This window comes from Arachidicoccus rhizosphaerae, from assembly GCF_900107765.1.
Lineage (GTDB): Bacteria > Bacteroidota > Bacteroidia > Chitinophagales > Chitinophagaceae > Arachidicoccus > Arachidicoccus rhizosphaerae.
Map to the genome: position 1 here is coordinate 72,536 of NZ_FNQY01000010.1, position 19,362 is coordinate 91,897.

General features: G+C 42.9%; 17 protein-coding genes. 7 read left to right on the forward strand and 10 right to left on the reverse strand.

The window, feature by feature from the left end; all coding sequences use genetic code 11:
• Window positions 1-174 precede the first annotated feature (174 nt).
• Both BLU80_RS10065 and BLU80_RS10070 read left to right on the forward strand, forming a co-directional pair.
• A complete protein-coding gene (locus BLU80_RS10065) occupies window positions 175-2,247 on the forward strand; it encodes a tetratricopeptide repeat-containing sensor histidine kinase (RefSeq protein ID WP_091397521.1) in 2,073 nt (690 codons plus the stop codon).
• Entirely contained in the window at window positions 2,240-2,872 is a 633-nt protein-coding gene (locus BLU80_RS10070) for a response regulator (RefSeq protein ID WP_091397525.1), read from the forward strand. Before BLU80_RS10065 ends, BLU80_RS10070 begins: the two co-directional genes overlap by 8 nt.
• 90 nt (window positions 2,873-2,962) lie before the next feature.
• Here the strand turns inward: BLU80_RS10070 and BLU80_RS10075 are convergent, their stop codons facing one another.
• The 4 genes from BLU80_RS10075 to rpsU form a co-directional block, all read right to left on the reverse strand.
• Window positions 2,963-3,766, reverse strand: coding sequence for an alpha/beta fold hydrolase (locus BLU80_RS10075; RefSeq protein WP_091397529.1), 804 nt, complete (start codon window positions 3,764-3,766; stop codon window positions 2,963-2,965).
• Window positions 3,767-3,896: 130 nt separating this feature from the next.
• Window positions 3,897-4,352 (reverse strand): diacylglycerol kinase family protein, encoded by a 456-nt coding sequence (locus tag BLU80_RS10080; RefSeq protein WP_091397532.1) that lies wholly within the window; start codon window positions 4,350-4,352, stop codon window positions 3,897-3,899.
• Window positions 4,349-5,422, reverse strand: a complete 1,074-nt coding sequence (locus BLU80_RS10085) for a tyrosine-type recombinase/integrase (RefSeq protein ID WP_091397535.1) — start codon at window positions 5,420-5,422, stop codon at window positions 4,349-4,351. The genes BLU80_RS10080 and BLU80_RS10085 overlap by 4 nt, the downstream gene beginning before the upstream one ends.
• 67 nt (window positions 5,423-5,489) lie before the next feature.
• Window positions 5,490-5,687, reverse strand: a complete 198-nt coding sequence (rpsU, locus tag BLU80_RS10090; RefSeq protein WP_091397539.1) for a 30S ribosomal protein S21 — start codon at window positions 5,685-5,687, stop codon at window positions 5,490-5,492.
• 289 nt (window positions 5,688-5,976) lie between these two features.
• Between rpsU and BLU80_RS10095 the strand changes: the two genes are divergently transcribed.
• Both BLU80_RS10095 and BLU80_RS10100 read left to right on the forward strand, forming a co-directional pair.
• Window positions 5,977-6,594, forward strand: coding sequence for a riboflavin synthase (locus BLU80_RS10095; protein ID WP_091397541.1), 618 nt, complete (start codon window positions 5,977-5,979; stop codon window positions 6,592-6,594).
• A 117-nt stretch (window positions 6,595-6,711) separates the two neighbouring features.
• Entirely contained in the window at window positions 6,712-6,993 is a 282-nt protein-coding gene (locus BLU80_RS10100) for a DciA family protein (protein ID WP_091397544.1), read from the forward strand.
• A 136-nt stretch (window positions 6,994-7,129) separates the two neighbouring features.
• Here BLU80_RS10100 and BLU80_RS10105 read toward each other — a convergent pair whose 3' ends face one another.
• From BLU80_RS10105 to BLU80_RS10135, 5 genes are all read right to left on the reverse strand, one after another.
• A complete protein-coding gene (locus tag BLU80_RS10105; protein WP_091397546.1) occupies window positions 7,130-8,491 on the reverse strand; it encodes a hemolysin family protein in 1,362 nt (453 codons plus the stop codon).
• 329 nt (window positions 8,492-8,820) lie between these two features.
• The gene (locus BLU80_RS10110; RefSeq protein WP_091397549.1) at window positions 8,821-9,390 is read right to left on the reverse strand and encodes an IS1096 element passenger TnpR family protein; all 570 of its coding nucleotides are present in this window, start codon (window positions 9,388-9,390) and stop codon (window positions 8,821-8,823) included.
• Between the two features lie 211 nt (window positions 9,391-9,601).
• Window positions 9,602-11,164 (reverse strand): CCA tRNA nucleotidyltransferase, encoded by a 1,563-nt coding sequence (locus BLU80_RS10120; RefSeq protein ID WP_091397555.1) that lies wholly within the window; start codon window positions 11,162-11,164, stop codon window positions 9,602-9,604.
• Window positions 11,165-11,279: 115 nt separating this feature from the next.
• On the reverse strand, window positions 11,280-12,104 hold the full coding sequence (locus BLU80_RS10125; protein ID WP_091397558.1) for a glutaminyl-peptide cyclotransferase: 825 nt from the start codon (window positions 12,102-12,104) through the stop codon (window positions 11,280-11,282).
• Between the two features lie 202 nt (window positions 12,105-12,306).
• Window positions 12,307-12,978, reverse strand: a complete 672-nt coding sequence (locus BLU80_RS10135; RefSeq protein ID WP_091397566.1) for a septal ring lytic transglycosylase RlpA family protein — start codon at window positions 12,976-12,978, stop codon at window positions 12,307-12,309.
• Window positions 12,979-13,169: 191 nt separating this feature from the next.
• Between BLU80_RS10135 and BLU80_RS10140 the strand changes: the two genes are divergently transcribed.
• From BLU80_RS10140 to BLU80_RS10150, 3 genes are all read left to right on the forward strand, one after another.
• Window positions 13,170-14,030, forward strand: coding sequence for a M15 family metallopeptidase (locus tag BLU80_RS10140; protein ID WP_170831201.1), 861 nt, complete (start codon window positions 13,170-13,172; stop codon window positions 14,028-14,030).
• A gap of 364 nt (window positions 14,031-14,394) precedes the next feature.
• Window positions 14,395-15,591 (forward strand): C1 family peptidase, encoded by a 1,197-nt coding sequence (locus BLU80_RS10145; RefSeq protein WP_091397574.1) that lies wholly within the window; start codon window positions 14,395-14,397, stop codon window positions 15,589-15,591.
• A gap of 57 nt (window positions 15,592-15,648) precedes the next feature.
• A complete protein-coding gene (locus BLU80_RS10150; RefSeq protein WP_170831202.1) occupies window positions 15,649-17,280 on the forward strand; it encodes a DUF445 domain-containing protein in 1,632 nt (543 codons plus the stop codon).
• Window positions 17,281-17,490: 210 nt separating this feature from the next.
• On the opposite strand, the gene BLU80_RS10155 is transcribed toward BLU80_RS10150, so the two are convergent.
• The gene (locus BLU80_RS10155) at window positions 17,491-19,086 is read right to left on the reverse strand and encodes a DHA2 family efflux MFS transporter permease subunit (protein WP_091397580.1); all 1,596 of its coding nucleotides are present in this window, start codon (window positions 19,084-19,086) and stop codon (window positions 17,491-17,493) included.
• Window positions 19,087-19,362: the final 276 nt, after the last annotated feature.

Here is a 19,362-nt window from a genome sequence, read left to right on the forward strand (position 1 = left end):
TAACCCGGGCCAGAAAATTCTTGTTTCATGATGATCTACATCAGATTTGTTCGTTTTAAAGCAGTAACCCCTTACCTTTGTTTAGCAGCATTTTAAAGTAGTATATTATTTTCTATAATATAAGGGTGCACTACACAAACGCTGCCTTTATTTAAATTCTGAAGCAAAACTACTATGTGCTTTTATTCCAGGCAATCAGGGGAAACCCCTACTTTTTGTTTACTAGGCCGTTATGGCCGAAAATATGGACAATTCAGTAGTGCTATCATAAGAATAATGCCTTTTTACCGGATGATGCTGGCGGTCATTATTCTGTTCTGGGGTTGTAACAGTAAGCCTGCCCCACAGGATAATAAGAGCCAGCCAGCTGAAATTGAACAAATTACTAAAGAACTCGCCCAGATCGACACGGCACAAAAAGACCCATTTGAAAAAATCGCGAAACTGGAAACATATTACGAGGGTCTTTCCAGGCAGATGCAACTGCATTTCAGTCACGATATATTCAGGAGTTTATTTAATGTTGCCTACGCCCATCCGGATAGTACGGTCCTGCCTTTTTATAAGCAACAATTTGAACGGCATGCTGATGAGCCGAAAATTCAGGTCGAATCCTTATTATCCCAGGCTGCCTATTACCTGTATATTAACCAACAGGTGGATAGTGGCAAGCTGGCTTTAGATGCGTTAACCCCTTTTTTGCCGACTTTTAATGATACCATCAATAAATCTTATTATACCTTACTGGCCCAGGTCTTCTATCAGAAAGGAGATTTTCAAAAGGCGGCAGATTATTATTTAAAGACGATCAAAATTGCGGAGAAATTAAAGGACAGCATGGCAATTATAGGTAATTACGGGAACCTGTCTGCCATCTATTCCAGTATGGATGAGGAACAGAAAGCCGTACCTCTAAAAAAACTCTCCCTGGATTATTATATCCGTCAAAAAAATGATGCGTATGCTTTTATCGGAGAAGTCAGCTTAGCCAGATCCTATGCCAATCTGAGTAAGATGGATTCTGCCTTTTATCATTATGAAAACGCCCTGAAGCTAAAAGAAAAAGGTATCAGCAATCCCAGCGTGGAAATTATTCTGTACACCAACCTGGGAGAAATCTATTTTGAGCGCGGTAACCTTAAAAAAGCCCTGTATTTTTTTGATTTATGCAAGGCCCCGCTGGCCGCCATCGGCACTGAAGAACAGCGTTTAATGTATATTATATACGCCACTCCTGCCTACAATGAGGTCAAAGCGGATATTTCCCCTGAAATTTCAGAAGTAAAAAAAGCAATTACTCTTTTTTCGCAACAGAGCAACCTGATCCTGGTCAAGGCCGCTTATTTTAACCTGTATATGGTGGCCGAGAAAAGGGGCTGGCTACAAGATGCCTTACAGTATTATAAATCCTATGACTCTGTCAGTAATATCCTGGCCAGTCAGGACAATAATAAGTATATCACCCAATTAAGGACGCAATACGAGCTTCAGAAAAAGCAGACCATCATCCTTAGCCAACAAAAGCAAATCGTCAAAAAAACAGCTTATAATCGCCTTCTTGGGGCACTTCTGATTGCAGGCGTTGCATTTTCCGGATTTATCATTACTTATGGCCGTTTACGTCGCAAAAAGAAAGAAGCGGATTTACAGCGTCAGTTCTCAACAGGGCTGATTGCCCGTAGTGAAACGGAGCGCAGCAGACTTGCCAGAGATCTGCATGACGGGCTGGGTCAAAATATTCTCTTACTAAAGCACCAGGTAAAGGATGGGGAGAAAATTGATGTGAATAGTATTGACCGGTTGCTGGACGAAGTCAGAGTCATTTCCCGCAATGTGCATCCGATTATGCTGGATCAGATTGGGTTTAAAGAGAGCGTCAATCATATCTGCCGGCAGCTATCGGAAAAGGAATCCTTATTCATTTCGACGGACCTGGAATATAACGGAGAACTCGGCAAGGAAAAAGAACTACAGTTGTTTAGAATTTTTCAGGAAGGATTAAATAATGTCATTAAATATGCGCAGGCGCAGGCTGCCAACATCCAGACCCGGGTGGAAGGCAGTGATCTCATTGCCGTCATAAGGGATAATGGAAAAGGTTTCGATGTTTCTTCTACCTTAAATAGTGGCGCCTCTTTTGGTTTATTTAGTATCTTAGAGCGTAGCCGAGCCATAAACGGCAAAGCCACCATTCACTCCGGGGCAACCGGCACCTTCATCAAAATTAAAGTACCTATCGATGTCTGATGTATTACTGGCCGATGATCACCCGGCCATTTTACTGGGAATTAAAACCTATTTAGAACAAAAAGGCCACCGCGTAATCGCCGCCTGTACCAATGGAATTGAAGCCTTCAATAATATACTGGCCAAAAGGCCCAGTATCGCCATTTTGGATATCAGCATGCCCGGAATGACCGGTATTGAGGTGGCTTCAAAAGTCATTCAGTCCAGAATGGCGACAAAGGTAATTCTGCTTACGCTGGATAAGGAACTTGCCACTTTTAATTTTGCCAAAAAAATCGGCGTCAGCGGTTTCTTATTAAAGGATTTTGCACTGGATGAGTTAGAAGAATGCATAAAATCGGTCCACAAAGGTGAGCCTTACTTCAGCAACCAGTTAAATACCAGTCTGCATGTGGGTAGCAAATCCGTCCATAGCGGGATTATAGAACAACTGACTTTTTCTGAAAAGAAAATCCTGCAACTCATCAGTGAACAAAAATCAAGCAGGGAAATTGCTTCCATGTTATTTATATCTGAGAAAACCGTTGAGACACACAGGGCCCATATCATTAAAAAGCTGGACATTCCGCCCGTAAAAAACGCGTTGCTAAAATGGGCAATAGAAAATAAAAATCAATTAAGCTGAGCGTGTAAAAGTAAAGAGATCCTGCTTATGCAGGGAGTCAGGGTTCCCGAACTAATCACCTGATAACTTCCGGGAAAAACAGCCCGCCCTTTATTTATTTAAAAAATCTTCTAACAGCAGAACCGTCAGCTGTCCGGATGTAAAGCCGGTCTCAAGCGTCGTTATTTCACCCATATATCCTCCATGACCTCCAGGAAGTATGGCCAGTGAAGATCCTGCGATCCATCTATGCAGCTCAAGGGCATGTTCCAGGGTGATGATATCCTTATCTGCGTTGATAATTAGAACGGGCATCTGAATGGCGGCTATCTGCTGGTCCGGGATATCTTTAAAGCCGATCATGCGCCGGGCATCTTTATCATGCATCACCTGGAGTCCTTTAGGATCTTCAGCCACCTGTAGATACGCCTCTTTGAGTGCTGCAGGCATATTTTCCACGCTGGCCTGGGGCATAAAATCCCATAACCATTGAACAACGCCGTTTCTTCTGGCTAATGCAGAGGCTAAAATCATCTTATCCATTATTTCAGGGTGACGGATGGCAATCTGCAAAGTGGTGGTCCCCCCGTTACTAAAGCCGAAAAAATCCGCTTTAGTAATTTGCAGGTTTTGTAACAATACAAACACGTCATCCGCATCCTGCTCAAAACTAAGCTCCGTATTTCTATCACTGGTTCTACCGTGGGCCTGTAGTTCAAGGGCAATCACCTTTCTGTTTTGCTGTAAAAGCGGGATAATCCGGCCAAAACAGGATTGAATGGTCGATCCTCCTCCATGTATTAACACAAGCGGTTTGCCCTGCCCATATATTTCAAAATACATTTTAAGCCCATTGACCTCACTATATCCGGATTCAAAATCTTCGCTGGAGGTATCTTTGATGGTATTTTCCATTTTGATTAATTGAATGAAAGGATGTAAGTTGCAATCAGCCGTCTGAATCAGGGCTGGAAAAACCGTGATACCTGACTGCCTACATGATTTTCTGATCAGCCACAGGAGCTTTTTTGTAAGGCAGTATCTGCTACCCCTTTACTAATGCCCACAGGGGTGGCCAGAATATCAGACAGCCGATAATAAAACTTATGACAGCCGCGATAAGGACTGCGCCTGCCGCCAGATCCTTGACGAGTCCCATCTTAGGATGCAATTGCGGATGGACAAAATCCGCCAGACTTTCAATGGCGGTATTGACGATTTCCAGAGAAAACACCACTGCGATGCAAAGCAAAATAACCGCCCACTGGGTTTTACTGATATGTAAAATCCCGCCCAGACAAACCGCTATAATGGCAGCCAGACTATGCAGCCACATATTATGCTGCGTTTTAAAGGCATGCAGCAGTCCATTAAAAGCATACCCAAAGGACCGGCCTCTGCTTTTCCAGGAAAAGCCCTCAGGCCTTTTACCGGATGCTGCTTCACTTTTGAAAGTGCTTACATCTGGACGATGACGGTTTACTTCTGTATTGTTTGTCATGATTTAGGATGAGCCTTTTTATACACTTCCTTAAGTTTTTCAATATTTGTATGGGTATAAACCTGAGTCGCTGCAAGACTTGCATGTCCCAGCAACTCTTTGACAGCGCTCAGATCGGCGCCCGCATTCAATAGATGGGTGGCAAAACTATGACGCAAAATATGGGGACTTTTTTTCTTCAGATCCGTCACCTCACCCACCAGGCTGCGTACCATATTATATACCTTTTTCGCATATAGCGGTTTACCTGTATGATCCGTTAATAAAACCGCTGCCGGATTATTTTTCAACAGTGTATCAATCTGCCCCTGCTGCTGAATATAGGTCTGCATTAACGCCAACAGCTCAGGCGACACCGGGATCAGTCTTTGCTTTTGTCCTTTACCTAATACTTTAATTTGTTGTAAGCTAAAGTCAACATCCCTTTGCTTAAGTTCAATCAATTCACTGCGTCTGATGCCACATTGATAAAATAAACAAATAGTCAGATATCCGGTAAATTCATTAAAATATTTTTTCCAGACCTGAATGGCTCCTTTGCTGTTGAGCTGACCGTCTGTGATAGCTGCACCCTCATACAGGACCGGTCCTTTTAGCAGGGCTGTTCTTTTTTGCTGGTCCAGCAACTCAGTTTCCACCAGTCCTTCCATCCTGGAAGGACTGGTCAGTTCAGCGGCTTCCTGTTCCTTTAGAAAGGTAGGCAGCCTTTTGCTTATTTTTGGCAGTTTGAGGACAGTAAGCGGCGTTGAATCCACCAGCTGATTGCGTAACAAATATTTATAAAAAGATTTTAAAGAGGAAATCTTTCGGTGCAGGGTTTTATTATTATTGGGATGGGCTGAATTATTTTTGAGTTCCACCATCCAGGAACGGACCATGGCAGTGTTGACCTCCGTAAAATCAGTCCCGGTATAGGAGGTCTCCAGGAAATCAAAAAACTGGCCCAGATCCATTTCATAGGCGCTGACCGTATGCACGGAATAGCGCTTCTCAAAACTGAGATAATCCAGAAACTGGGCTAAAACAGGTATTCTGGCGGCTGCCCCCTTGTATATTGTTGACTGACCCATAAAAAATTAGCCTTAAAGTTAATACTTTAAGGCTAAAATCTTATCGTTATTGATAATGGTTGCGAGATTATTTCTCGATCTTGCCAGAAGCAATGTCTTGCTTATAGATTGCTTTCAGAACTTCAAAACGACGTTTAACGGACGGTTTGGTAAAGTGCTGGCGCTCTCTTAATTGCAATAACGTCTTGCTTTTCTCAAATTTCTTTTTATACTTTTTGAGCGCTTTATCGATGTTCTCACAATCTTTGGAATCAATAATCAACATAATTTTATATACCCCCTTTTGGTTAAAAGATGCGCAAAGATACCCTTATGTCAGGATTTAACAAAGAATATTCCTTATTTTTTTAGTTCTGGCAATGAATTATTTATTGACTATCAATATATTATGACATTATTTAGCCCCTAATCTCCTGTCAGTCCATTAAAATAGGAGAAAATGCAGTCATTTAATAAAATTCAGGGAACAGGGACAGTGCCCCTCCGTAAAATACAACTTCAGTACAGCCGTTTTTGGTTTTCGGAAGCCATTAAATTCAATTAACTTTGCAGTTATGTTTACAGGAATCGTAGAAACCGTTGGAACCGTGCAGGCAGTAGCAGCAACCGGGGGTAATTTATCCTTTTGGATTAAATCCTCCATTACCGCTGAACTCAAAGTTGATCAAAGTGTCAGCCATGATGGCATTTGCCTTACCGTAGAATCGATAATAGGCGACCAATACCAGGTAACGGCCATTGAAGAAACAATTCGCAAAAGCAATATCAGTCAGTGGCAGCCGGGAAAAAAAGTAAACCTGGAACGCTGCATGACATTAGGTGGGCGACTCGATGGACATATCGTACAGGGGCATGTGGATGCCACAGGCACCTGTCTGTCCGTTACACCGGAACAAGGCAGTTATTTATATCGTTTCAGCTTCCCTAAAGCATTCAACCATCTGATCATAGAAAAAGGCTCTATTGCGGTTTCCGGAACCAGTCTGACCTGCTTTGATGTCTCTGACGGGGCGTTTTCTGTAGCGATCATTCCTTATACCTACGAACATACGGGCATCAGCCAGATTAGCTCCGGAAGCCTGGTCAATCTGGAGTTTGATGTAATCGGAAAATATATCGCCCGGATGCAGGCATTTCCCCTGCCTGACACCTCCCAAAACCTCGGCGGGTAGCAAGGCCTTTTTTCAACAGCTGAGACTCCGTCATTTTTCTAGAGATTTTGACAGTCCCCGCAATTTAAATCAATCATCTACTCCCCTTTTTAATTCTTTATAATTAAATCAGAAGATATGTCCGAATTTTCCATCAACGATGCCATGAAAAATTTTATGCAAAAGAGCCGTCTTAAAAACGGTCTGAAATCTGCTGCCATTGAACAGGTCTGGCAAGAAATCATGGGAGAAGTTATTGCCAAATACACCACTAAATTGCAAATTATCAACCAAAAATTATTTATCACCACCAGTAACGGCCCTTTAAAAAACGAACTGATGTTTCAAAAAGGGTTAATCATTGAAAGGATAAATGAAAAAATGGGACCCGGTACCATTTCCGAAGTGGTCATCAACTAATCATCATTGCCAAAGCATAAATGGTAAATAAAAAAGAACAGCAGTTTCTGGTCATGTGTACCATGGAACTGCTGTTCTTTTTTGATGCGGGATTATATTGGAACCAGCAAAAAGTCCGGTCTTAGCTTCATTGTTGCTATTTATCTTCTTCCTGTGGCAGCGAGGTCTCGGGGAGTAATCTTAAGCGCACCTTTTCAACGGAACTTCTGTACATTTTAAGAATGGTGATTTCATAGCCATCCTGGTGCAGCACCTCCCCTTCCACCGGAACGCTGCCATGTCTGAAGGTAATCAGCCCGGATAAGGTAGAATAATCATCCTCCCCATCCGGAGGGAACGGCCTCGGTAAGAATTCATTGATATCTTCCAGCGTCTCGTGAGACTGCACCAAAAAGCTACCATCAGGTTGCTCTACTACAATCGGTAGTTCTGCATCATGTTCATCCTGTATATCGCCTACGAGTTCTTCTAAGATATCCTCCATGGTAACAATACCAGCCAGATCACCATACTCATCCGTCACAACGGCAATCTGCAGGTGATCTTTCTGAAAGGACTTTAAAATATCTTTAATCTTCATAGAATCCGGAATATAGAACACCGGACGCAGGATTTTTTTAATATCCCGATTCTTACCTGCATTAACGAACTGTAAAATATCTTTTACGGTCAAAATGCCCACCAGTTCGTCCAGAGAGTTTTTATAGACCGGATAACGGGAATACCCTTCAGCGACCACCGTATTGACAATTTCATCAAAACTGGCATCGATATCCAGCGCTACGATATCCTTTCTGTGTGTCAGAATCTCTCTAACCCTTCTGGAGTCAAAGTCAAATACGTTATTAATCAATTCCCTTTCAGAATCTTCAATAGCTCCTCCTTCCTCACTTTCCGTGATAATCATTTTAATCTCCTCCTCGGTATGGATATCCTGTTCCTTGACCGGAGAAATACCAAAAGCCTTTAATATCAGGTTTGCCATGGCATTCAACAGTAATATAAAGGGCCGGAAAATAAAGTAGAATATCCGAAGCGGAACAGCCACCAGCAGTGTTGTCTGCGGGGCCTTGCGTATGGCGATAGATTTCGGGGCTAACTCTCCGAAAACAATATGCAGGACAGTAATCAGCACAAATGCAAGGACAATTGCAATTTTGCTGGCTGTAGGCGTGCTTAAATCCACAGAGAAAAGATGGAAAAACTTAACCACCACGCCAGTCATTACGCTCTCTCCCACCCAACCCAGGCCTAGAGAAGCGAGCGTAACCCCTAACTGGGTTGCGGCCAGATAATTATCCAAATTATTGGTGACAATACGTGCCGTATTGACCAGTTTTTGGGAGGCGCCTTTTGTAGTAGAAATCTGGGAGGAACGAACTTTAACGATAGCAAATTCAGCAGCAACGAAAAAACCATTTAATAGAACCAGGAAAATGGTTAGTATTATTTTTAAAATGTCAACGGACTCAGAAGCCGGAGGTATATCAGAAATCATTTTTTTAAGTCATGTGAATAAATACAATATTACAGAAATTGCGCCAGACTCGAAAAAAAATTTGGTTAAACAGTTGTATTTTTTAGGCAATCCCTCTAAAAAAGACCGGTAAACGGCAAAAAACTACCATTTCCGGTCTTTAAATTCCTTATATTAAGGGGATTCAGCCCCCTCATAGTTTCAAAAATGCTCATCAATAACCGGATAAATAATTATCAGATGCTTTTTTTAGCCGGCCTCTGATTATCCATATCGCCTGATTAAATTCAACAACTAACATTATTAATTGATAATCAATTTACAAGCCATAACTAACGCTTATTATTTACCTACAACTCCTCTGCGTAATCATCTGAGCCGTCCGCCTGGTCATCATCCTGCTGTTCGTCCGGATCCTCCCCTTCATTTTCATAACCATCCGCGCCTTTTTCCAGATCATATTTCTCCTCAATATCCATAAACTGATCAGAGAGTATATTTTTATTACCATATTGTTGCGGGCCCACCCCTTCTGTTCTGCTGATGTAAGGATATTCCTTTCTGGAATCAGCATCCTTATTCACCCCAATCAACTCAATTAAAAAAATCCAGTTTTTATCAAAATCGTACTCATAGATAAAATGCTGATTGGTATTTTTAATCTCTGTACTAATCTGGGTTTCAGACATAATCAAGGGCTCGACCTTATAAGGGATGTCATATTTTTCCAAAGAAATCTGCCGGCCTCTTTGCCAGTTTTCATTACTTCTGTAAAATGTCGCCTGATGCTTGTTGTCAAATCCGTACGCCTTCAAAATACAGGCATGCAACTCCAGAAATACCTGAGAAGTCTTAATGACAATATCCCGGTAAATACCATTATCTTCTTCTACATAAACCCTGAACTTCAATACGGCCATAAAATGATTTTAAATAGTCAATTTGATGAAAAACTGCGCCAAAAAACTGCGAATATAAAATGGAAGAACGATATTAAGACTAAGATAAAAAAAAATAGCTGTAGTCTGCTTCCCGCCAGATAAACAATAATTAAGCGTTCCGGTATTCTCATAGCTTGTATCAAAAAACCGGCCGAAAAAGTTGCTGCCCGCATCCCTATCCCTGGCCAGGCTATAAGGGCCCGTTTGCATCCGCCTGGGATCCGGAAGACGGCTGATCCTTATGTGCCGACTCCTGCATAGCAGCTTCTAATTGCGCTTTTGCCTGCGCCTTTATTTTATCCTGTTGCTGCGGATCTCCGCTGAGCTCAAGACCGATTTCCCGTCCCTTATCCAGCATTAACTGATAGGCTGCCTCAAAATTGCCGGCAATGATTCCTTCAATAATAGATTCTCTAATATGATCTTTTATGATGCCCACTTCGCGACTGGGCGAGATACCAAAGGTCTGCATGATCAAATCTCCTGAGATCGGCGGTTGCCAGTTGCGCATCTGATCGGCCTGTTCAACCTCAATCATTCTTTGACGCACCAGCTCAAAATTTGCCTTGAAACGCTTCACCTTCATCACATTCTTACTGGTGATATCTGCCTCACAAAGCGTCATTAAATCGTCGGTCTGCTCCGCAGCATCAAAGAGTAACCTTCTGATTGCACTGTCTGTAATATTTTCTTTGGTCAGGCTAACAGGCCGCATATGCAGGCCCACCAGTTTCTGAACGTAACGCATCTTTTCATTTAAGGGGAGCTTCAGCTGCCCAAAAATCTTCGGGATCATTTTAGCGCCGACCAGTTCATGTCCGTGGAAAGTCCAGCCATGCCCTTTTTCAAAGCGCTTGGTGGCTGGCTTGCCAATATCATGAAGCAGGGCTGCCCATCGCAGCCATAGATCTTTCGTATGCGGTACGATATTATCTAAAACCTGAATGCTATGATAAAAATTATCCTTATGTCCTATTCCGTCCAGATTCTCCGCCCCTGCCATGGCGCTAAGCTGCGGGAAGAACAAATCTAATAAGCCTGTCTGGAAAAGCAAATCCCAACCAATGGACGGCTTTTTGGCCATCATGATCTTATTGAGCTCATCAGCTATTCGTTCTTTTGAAACAATCTTAATTCTGTCCTTTTCTTTTTTAATTCCGCTGAGACTCGATTCTTCAATCGTAAATTGAAGCTGGGTCGCAAACCGGATGGCCCTGAGCATCCTTAAAGGGTCATCACTAAAAGTATGAGCCGGCTCCAGGGGTGTTCGGATAATCTTAAATTTCAAATCCGTCAACCCATTAAAGGGATCCTGAACCTGCCCCGCTGACGGATCTTTAAGACTCAGTCTGGTATACAAAGTGTTAATGGTAAAATCACGGCGATCCAGATCATCTTGTAGGTTCCCTTTCTCCACTTCCGGTTTACGGCTGTTTTCCTGGTAGCTCTCTTTTCTGGCGCCTACAAACTCTAATTCCAGGTCAGGTAATTTAATTTGCGCCGTACCATAGGTTTTAAATAAAGAAACCGGAGGCTTCGGGTGGAATCTTTCTGCAATTTGCCGGGCCAGGTCCAAACCGTCGCCCACCGTCATGATATCGATATCTTTGGTTGGCCGCCCCAGCAACTTATCTCTTACATAACCACCAATCAGGTAGACCTCCATCCCCAGTTCGTCAGCGGTGGCTGCAATCTTGTTAAAGACAAACTGTTCTCTAGGTGATACTGGAAAGTCAAAATCCATTCGATTCATAAATAAAAATTATAATTGATTATTGTAAAACAATTATAATCAGTAGGTTAAATACAAACTCTTTATTGATGGCAGGTCAATTAATATGCTTATGCCCTTTATAACGTAACGTGTACTATTTATTTGATGTATCCGCAAATTTCACCTCAAAGCTATGATCCCAGTTTTTACCGGTAATCACAAAATTGCCCGTGGCTTTATTAAAGGCGATCCCGTTGAGCACATCATCTTTATTTTGCTGGAAACCGTTTTTCTTCCGGATATCGGATAAATCAAAGGTGGCCACCACCTTACTGGTCGCCGGATCAATTTTTACGATATTATCCGTCTGCCAGACATTGGCATAAATAAAACCATCTACATACTCGAGCTCATTAATCTGGGAAAGCGGACCGTAATCATTTTGAATATTAAGCGTCTTAATAATTGAAAAATCTGCGGGATTGATATAATAGATATGGCTGCTGCCATCACTAATAATCAGCTGCTGACCGTCTGTGGTCATCCCCCAGCCTTCATTAGGCCAGGTCAGCTGTCCTGTTTTTTTAAAGGTCGTCGCGTCATATACATACACCACATGCTGCTGCCAGGTCATCTGATAAATTTTCCCGTTCAGTTCACTGATGCCTTCGCCAAAATCATCCTTGCCTAATTTTACTTCCTGGTAAACCTTCCCGGTCGCTAAATCATAACTGAAAAGCCGGCTTTTATTGGGCTCGCCTGCACTTTCATAGGCGGTATCTCCTTTTAGATAAAACCCTTCCGTAAATGCAGTCGGATCATGCGCAAAGACTTTTACAACCGTATAATCTGCCGCAGCGGCGTTGCCACTGCCGTTATCCGCACTATTATTGTTATTGTTTGAATCAGAACTGCCACTATTGCCGCAGGCTGCTGCCAGGATAAATAAAGGCAAAACCATGTATTTTTTAACGAGCATTACTTTTTTGTTTTTTTCGAACCTGAACCAGCTTTACCACCTGGCACCATTCAGGAGCGCTAAATTCAGGATATTTCCCAAGGATTCCAAAATTATATCATATCATCTGAATAACCTTACATGCGGACTCGGCTTTCTTTATAATGGGGACGACTTTAACAAATAATCATCTAAATGGACTTACTGTTGGCTGAAAAGGAATTTACCGGTCATATTCACTGATCTCGGACTCAGGAGCACTTTGATTGCTTTTGAGCGGTTCCGTTATCTCAGGCTTCGGTACTTCCTCTACCTTAACCCGGGTAATGCCGGCACCACTCAGAAAATGTATGGACTGTGCCGCAGCGATGGACAGGTCAATCACCCTTCCTTTACTGGCCATGTTGGGATGCATCCTGTCATTAATAAAGACCGTAACCGAACGGCCATTGGATAACCTGGTTACCTTAACCCAGGTGCGGAGCTTAAAAAAATTACTGGCAGCCGTATACTTATCATTATGATAGCGGGTTCCGATGGCCGTTTTTGTCCCCTCCAGACTCCGGCTGTAATGCGTTGCCTTCCCGTAAACCATTTTTCTGCCATCATCTGTTTTGGTAACCCGGATGGATTTACTGACAGACTGGGCATACAGTTTAGATGAACCAACCGGAACCAGTAAACCAAGACCAGCGAACAGTAAACCAAAAACAAATGCCCTGCCAGAGAGCCGGACGCACTGGGCCTTCATCTCAATACAGTCCATATCGTTATAAGTCGCTGGCACACAAAAATTAAAACCCCTATACATCTTTTTGAATTGCGTGAGGATCTTATTTAAAGATTGCGCCTTTTTTGCAGGGCAGATAAGAGAATTGCTTCGTTTTCTGGTCATGCGAATTTAAGTATAACTACAACTTTGATATAGGGCATCAACAAGAATGAAGGGTGGTCATCTTCTCTTTAGCTGCCTTTGTCAAATTAATGTTTATCTTTAATCTGAATATTAATTCTGTTTTTCAAGCCAATATAAAATTAAAGGAATCACCGTCCATAGTGTCCATTTGTTTTTCATATTATAACCGTATGTATTTATTTCTTTTAAAGCCCATGTACCGACTTAAGGAAATACCCCATCCTTATGATTCAAAACCGGCCACTATTATTAAAAAATGTGCCAAACACATCCGTCTTACCTGCCTGGCTTATCAAAAGACTACGACTTTTTCAAAAACGGTAATTTCACTGATTATCATGACATTATCTATTCCCCTGCATCCCTTAAATGCCCAAACATACAAAATAAATAAATATGGCCTTCAACTAATTAAAGATTGGAGTGGCTACCAGACGCGCATTAAAATGGATTCGGACCTGGCGCTGATGCCCCTAGACAGCCTGATTCCCGATTTAAAAACTGATTTCGTGTATGCTACGAAAAATAATTTTACGCATACGATTCTCTATCAGCGTCCAAGAGCTTATCTAAGAAAGCCTGCGGCACTGGCCTTACAAAAAATAGCGCAACAGTTGCGGCCCTTAGGCTATGGTCTGCTGATCTATGATGCCTATAGACCCTATAATGTAACGGAAAAGATGTGGCAGGTGGTACCTGATAATCGTTATGCCGCCGACCCTAAACATGGCAGCGGGCATAACAAGGGTATCTCAGTTGATCTGAGTTTATATAGTCTCCAGACAGGCAAGGCGGTTCCCATGCCTACGGAATTTGACAATTTTACCAGCAAGGCCCACCAGGGTTATCAAAACCTTCCAGATAGTATCATTAAAAACCGGGCACTGCTTAAAAAATTTATGGAAGCAGGAGGCTTTAGCCCGCTGAGTACAGAGTGGTGGCATTTTAGTTATCCAAACAAAACCTCCAGGGGCCATCCATATTTACTGATGGATCTGAATTTTGACGCATTGAGCGGTCAAAAGCAATAACAAGACTTCAAAACATATATTATCCATTGATTTTATGAATGATATATAAATAACCGTCCTATAATCCATCCTACAGCCCTTTGATTCTTTCTGCTTCCGCGGCACCCTTTTAAACTTCCTACGTTAATACTTATCCAAAGCTTGTTAATAAACTAACACGTGTTCAAAAGATTTTTTGAATTCAGGTTGGTGCTGCCTATCTTTGGCAACCTAACCCCGGTTAAATTTAGCCAGGGTTCGTTTTTTTGCGATAAAGAGATCTGAGCCGCTTAGCTGCGCCCTACAGTACAATGTAATCAAAGCAGCGCTTTGTATCCAGGCAAAGGAACAAAACAATTATTTCTAAAACCAATTAAACGAAACAATGAAAAGAACGCTTCTTTCAGCTTTTGCAGTCCTGGTTACTGTATCTATGGCGACTGCACAGGTGAATCTGGTCAAAAAAGCGAGTGAAAATGCAACAGATGCGGCAAAGCAAGGATTTCAATTTACAAATGTAATTGACCTGTCTACTACACCTGTAGAAAACCAGGGTTCTTCAGGAACCTGCTGGAGTTATTCAGCGAACTCCTTCCTGGAATCAGAAATGATTAAAAACGGTCAGGCTCCCGTCCATCTGTCTAAAATCTATACCGTACGTAATGCCTATATGGAAAAGGCGGAAGCCTATGTGCTGATGCAAGGCGGTCTGAGCTGGGGCGATGGTGGAGAAGGCCATGATGTGATCAATATGTACGCTAAATACGGTACTCTTCCGGAATCAGACTATACTGGTCTGGTCAACGGCAAACAGATCAACCAGTTTGGTCCCATGCAAAAAAAGCTGAAAGCTTTATTGGATTCTGTTGTAGCGACCAAAGGTCAGATCGATCCGGCAGCCTGGAGAGCAGAATTTAAAAAGATCCTGGACGACAGCCTGGGAGCCGTTCCGGCTTCTTTCCAGTATAAAGGCAAGACGTATACACCTGAGACTTTTGCAAAAGAGGTAGCTCACCTGGATGCAGATAATTATATTGAATTTATCTCACAGACCTCTACTCCTTATTATAAAAAAGCCATGATGATGGCTTCCGATAACTGGGCTTTTCAATGGGATTACAATATTACCCCGACAGATATGACCGATGTTATCGACAATGCCCTTAAAAACGGTTATACGGTGGGCTGGGGCGCTGACGTATCTGAGCCTTATTTTAGCTGGCCGAACGGGGTCGCCTTTGTACCTAAAAATGCAGAAGAGCTGGAAGGCAAAAAACTGACCCGCGATGAAAAATCTGCTATTTATAATGGGGACCGCACTGAACTGGTGATCACTCCGGAAAACCGTCAACAAGGACTGGAAGATTACACCACCACCGATGATCATGGAATGCATATTGTAGGTATGGCTAAAGATCAGGATGGCAAAGAATTTTATATCGTTAAAAACTCCTGGGGTACCAAGAACGACTATAAAGGTTTCTTATATGTATCCAAAGCCTATGTACAATATAAAACCACTTCTTTACTGGTCAACAAAAAATCCGTTCCTAAAAACCTGGCAAAGAAAATCAGTATGTAATTTTATGTACTGTTGCAAATCGCATATATGCTAATTTTTAGCCATAAAAGCCACTCAATGAGTGGCTTTTATCTTTCTGTCTATCCGGATATCCCCCCTTTGGAGTACCGCCAAAATAGATCCTTCCTTCTTACCTATTGCTGCTCCTTTCTGATAAAACAGCCGGTTCTTTCTGCTATAAATCGTCTTGTATTCATTATCCCGGGGTTAAAGTCAGACATAAAAGTATTTGGTGTATTTTTACCTTTTAAATGGTTATTTGTACCTCTTGATTTGAATAGCAGCGTCCTTTGCGTTGAATCGCTATTAAAAAAGGCACCTGCTAACCATGATCAACCTGAAACAATGAATGAATTAAACAATAAGATTACAGATAATGCCAATAAAGCGGATGGCTTCACTGAAGCGTCCGGACAACTGCACGCAGCCCTCCATCCGGATCGGCCCAAGTTAAGGCAGTTAAAAAAGCATAAAACCCTGGCCACCATCTGCCTGGTATGTATGGCACTGTTATATCTGTGCATGGTCTATTTATTAAAGCACCGGCCCGGGGCATGGATGGGTTATGTTAAGGCATTTGCCGAGGCGGGCGTTGTCGGGGCGCTGGCGGACTGGTTTGCGGTGACGGCACTCTTTCATCATCCCATGGGTCTTAAAATACCGCACACGAACCTGATTGAAAGAAAAAAGGCCACTATCGGTAATAACCTGGGCGGCTTTGTCGTGGATAACTTCCTTACTCCGATGGCGCTGCGTCCCTATTTTGAAAAATTAGATGTGGCTACCATGGCTGGCAACTACCTGGCCATCGAAAATAACCGGGTCCAGCTTATTGCTGAGGCCTTAAAAATGGCGGCGGAGCTGCTGGAAAAAACCGATGACCAGGCGGCTGCCCGTTTTTTAAAAAACAAGGGACGGGATTTACTCGAAACGGTAAAGCTGGGGCCGACACTAGGCGGCGGTCTGGACCTGCTGCTAGACCAGGGTCAGGATCAACGGTTATTAAATTATCTGCTTGATAACCTCAAACATTATATTTCGGAAAATGAAGATTTGGTTAAGGACAGGGTAAAAAAGGAAAGCGGTTTTCTAGTCCCGGGTTTTGTGGATAATATGCTGGCCAACCGCATTACAGTGGGTCTTGCCAATTATATACATGAGATCCACCAAACGGCTAACCATCCGCTGCGCCAGGAACTCAGATCCAGACTGAGAACCCTTTCCGCGGATCTGAAGACCGGCGAGAAGTTCGAAGCTGATCTACAGCAACTCAAAGCAGGTCTGCTTTCAGAAACTCAGCTGGAAGGTTATGCCATGATGGCCTGGCAGTATTTAAAAGACATGCTGCTTCAGGAAATGAACTACGACGCTGCTTTGGAAGGTTCCACTAAATTATCAAGATACCTGGACCGGCAGCTGGTCAGTCTGGCCGACCATCTTAAAAATGACCCTAAAATGGCCGGCAAAGTCAATCACTGGATCCGGCTCAATGCTTACCGCTTAACGCTACGCAACAGGGCCAGAGTAGGTGAGCTGATCAGCCGTACGGTTGGCAACTGGCAGGGAAAAGATCTAAGTGAAAAATTAGAACTGGAAGTAGGCAAGGACCTGCAGTTTATCAGAATCAACGGCACCATCGTGGGCGGACTGGTTGGTCTACTGATTTATACGATTACTCAATTTTTATAGCGGGATCCGCTCCTACACCTGTTTGCAGATAATGCCACTGAAAAAAGCCGCTATACATCCACTTTGATCCGTCCATTATCCCCCCAAAAAAACATCTGCCTATGACCGGCGACTACCAATAAATTGTACGGTGCCAGCTACATAGACAGATGCGTCTTCAATGCTTAATGTGAGGATAATCCGACTAAATATTTATTTAACGATAGATGCTTAGTGCATTGCCGCGCTCAGATCTACTTTCTTGTTTTTGTTTTTTACCATCAGTACAAAAGGTACGCAGATTAAGAACATCATTCCGATATAAAGAAATACATCCATATAGGAAAGAATCGCGACCTGTTTATTAATCATACCATCAATGGCTTCATATGCTGCCTGCTTTGCCTGGTTAATAGCCATGCCTTTTTGGGTGAACATCGCGACCAACCCGTTATATCGTTGCTGGAATATGCCGCTTGAGCCGACGGTATTGCTCACCATGTCGGTACGATAGCCAAAGGTCTGTCTGGTCATAAAAGTCGTAATCAAAGCGACCCCGAAGCTACCACCTAACTGACGCGCCATCCCCGTGAAAGAGGCTCCCTCTCCTATGGACTTACCTGTCAAGGTGGACAAGGCCAGTGTGGTAATCGGAATAAAAATCATACTCAGGGCAAAACCTCTGAGCATCAACATCCAGAAAAAGTCCTCAAAACCTGTATCGGGCGTAATAATTTTATAGCCCCACATACTATAGACAAAGAACAGGATAAATCCCAAAGAGATCAACAACTGTTGTTTGACGCCCTTTTGCATCAGCATCCCGATAATTGGCATCATAATAGCCGTCACCACGGCTGATGGCACCATAATCAGTCCCGCCTGGTACGCGGTCCAACCCAGAATATTCTGCAGATATAATGGAATGATAAAAGTAGAGCCATACAGGCCGAAACCCAGGATAAAGGTTAAAATCGTACCGATAGCCAGGTTTTTATCCCGAAGCACCCTAAGGTTTACAATCGGGTTTTTAGCTACCGACTCCCGCCAGATAAAGAAATAAAACATGACGGCTGAAATAATGGAACAAATTACAATGATATGTGAACTGAACCAATCTTCCTCCTGCCCCTTTTCCAGCACAAACTGCAGACAGCCCACGGCTCCCATCAAAAAGAGAATCCCGAACCAGTCTACTTCGCTCGCTTTTTTCTTCTGACCGTATTTAGGACTGCGTACAAATTTCAGGGTCATGATTGCCGCTGCAATCCCGATCGGTATATTGACGAAGAAGATATAGGGCCAACTATAAGTTTCCACCAGATAGCCCCCTAAAGGAGGTCCCAGGGTCGGGCCCACAATTACACCCAGTCCGTAAATAGCCTGCGCCATCCCTCTTTTTTCCATCGGAAAAACTTCCGTAATAATGGTTTGGGAAGTTACGAGCAGGGCGCCACCACCCACGCCTTGTAAAAACCTAAATACAATCAGCTCCCAAAGCGAGGTAGCATTACCACAGAAAAAAGAACATACCGTAAAAAGGATAACGGAAGCCGCAAAATAATTTCTTCTGCCAAATTGCTGGCTCAGCCAACTGGTCATAGGAATAATAATCACATTACCAATGGCGTAAGCCGTAATGACCCAGCCAATCTCACTTAAAGTAGCACCCAGGTTACCTTTCATATCATTGAGCGCCACATTGACGATCGTGGTATCCACAATCTCCAGCAGTGCGCACAGGATAGCTGTGATGACAATGACCACCCTTCGGGCACCGTATTCTACTAAAGAATCCTGTTGATTTAAGGTTGTTGTATTACTCATTATAATTTTTCATCTTTTAAAAGAAAAGGTGAACCGCAATGCAATAAAGGATGTTCAATAATTTTCAGAAAATATCTGCACCTTTAAGCCGGGCTACGCCTATTTCTGCCTTACGTAGAAAGTATGGAGTATGGATAACTGGCCTGTTTAAAAGAAAGCCCGACCGCCTTTCGGCGCGTTCCCTTTCCTTTAATCACTCCCTGCCACCGCCCTGTCTGCTATCGGAGAAATTAAACATTTAATCCGCAATAGCAGATAACCATGACAGCTTCTCCT

Excerpts from the sequence above, each read along its gene's own strand:
- BLU80_RS10075 (WP_091397529.1), bottom strand. The coding sequence starts at position 3,766 with ATGGAAAATACCATCAAAGATACCTCCAGCGAAGATTTTGAATCCGGA.
- BLU80_RS10095 (WP_091397541.1), top strand. The coding sequence starts at position 5,977 with ATGTTTACAGGAATCGTAGAAACCGTTGGAACCGTGCAGGCAGTAGCA.
- BLU80_RS10125 (WP_091397558.1), bottom strand. The coding sequence starts at position 12,104 with ATGCTCGTTAAAAAATACATGGTTTTGCCTTTATTTATCCTGGCAGCA.
- BLU80_RS10135 (WP_091397566.1), bottom strand. The coding sequence starts at position 12,978 with ATGACCAGAAAACGAAGCAATTCTCTTATCTGCCCTGCAAAAAAGGCG.
- BLU80_RS10080 (WP_091397532.1), bottom strand. The coding sequence starts at position 4,352 with ATGACAAACAATACAGAAGTAAACCGTCATCGTCCAGATGTAAGCACT.
- BLU80_RS10120 (WP_091397555.1), bottom strand. The coding sequence starts at position 11,164 with ATGAATCGAATGGATTTTGACTTTCCAGTATCACCTAGAGAACAGTTT.
- BLU80_RS10110 (WP_091397549.1), bottom strand. The coding sequence starts at position 9,390 with ATGGCCGTATTGAAGTTCAGGGTTTATGTAGAAGAAGATAATGGTATT.
- BLU80_RS10085 (WP_091397535.1), bottom strand. The coding sequence starts at position 5,422 with ATGGGTCAGTCAACAATATACAAGGGGGCAGCCGCCAGAATACCTGTT.
- BLU80_RS10150 (WP_170831202.1), top strand. The coding sequence starts at position 15,649 with ATGAGTGGCTTTTATCTTTCTGTCTATCCGGATATCCCCCCTTTGGAG.
- BLU80_RS10105 (WP_091397546.1), bottom strand. The coding sequence starts at position 8,491 with ATGATTTCTGATATACCTCCGGCTTCTGAGTCCGTTGACATTTTAAAA.
- BLU80_RS10070 (WP_091397525.1), top strand. The coding sequence starts at position 2,240 with ATGTCTGATGTATTACTGGCCGATGATCACCCGGCCATTTTACTGGGA.
- rpsU (WP_091397539.1), bottom strand. The coding sequence starts at position 5,687 with ATGTTGATTATTGATTCCAAAGATTGTGAGAACATCGATAAAGCGCTC.
- BLU80_RS10100 (WP_091397544.1), top strand. The coding sequence starts at position 6,712 with ATGTCCGAATTTTCCATCAACGATGCCATGAAAAATTTTATGCAAAAG.
- BLU80_RS10065 (WP_091397521.1), top strand. The coding sequence starts at position 175 with ATGTGCTTTTATTCCAGGCAATCAGGGGAAACCCCTACTTTTTGTTTA.
- BLU80_RS10145 (WP_091397574.1), top strand. The coding sequence starts at position 14,395 with ATGAAAAGAACGCTTCTTTCAGCTTTTGCAGTCCTGGTTACTGTATCT.
- BLU80_RS10140 (WP_170831201.1), top strand. The coding sequence starts at position 13,170 with ATGTATTTATTTCTTTTAAAGCCCATGTACCGACTTAAGGAAATACCC.
- BLU80_RS10155 (WP_091397580.1), bottom strand. The coding sequence starts at position 19,086 with ATGAGTAATACAACAACCTTAAATCAACAGGATTCTTTAGTAGAATAC.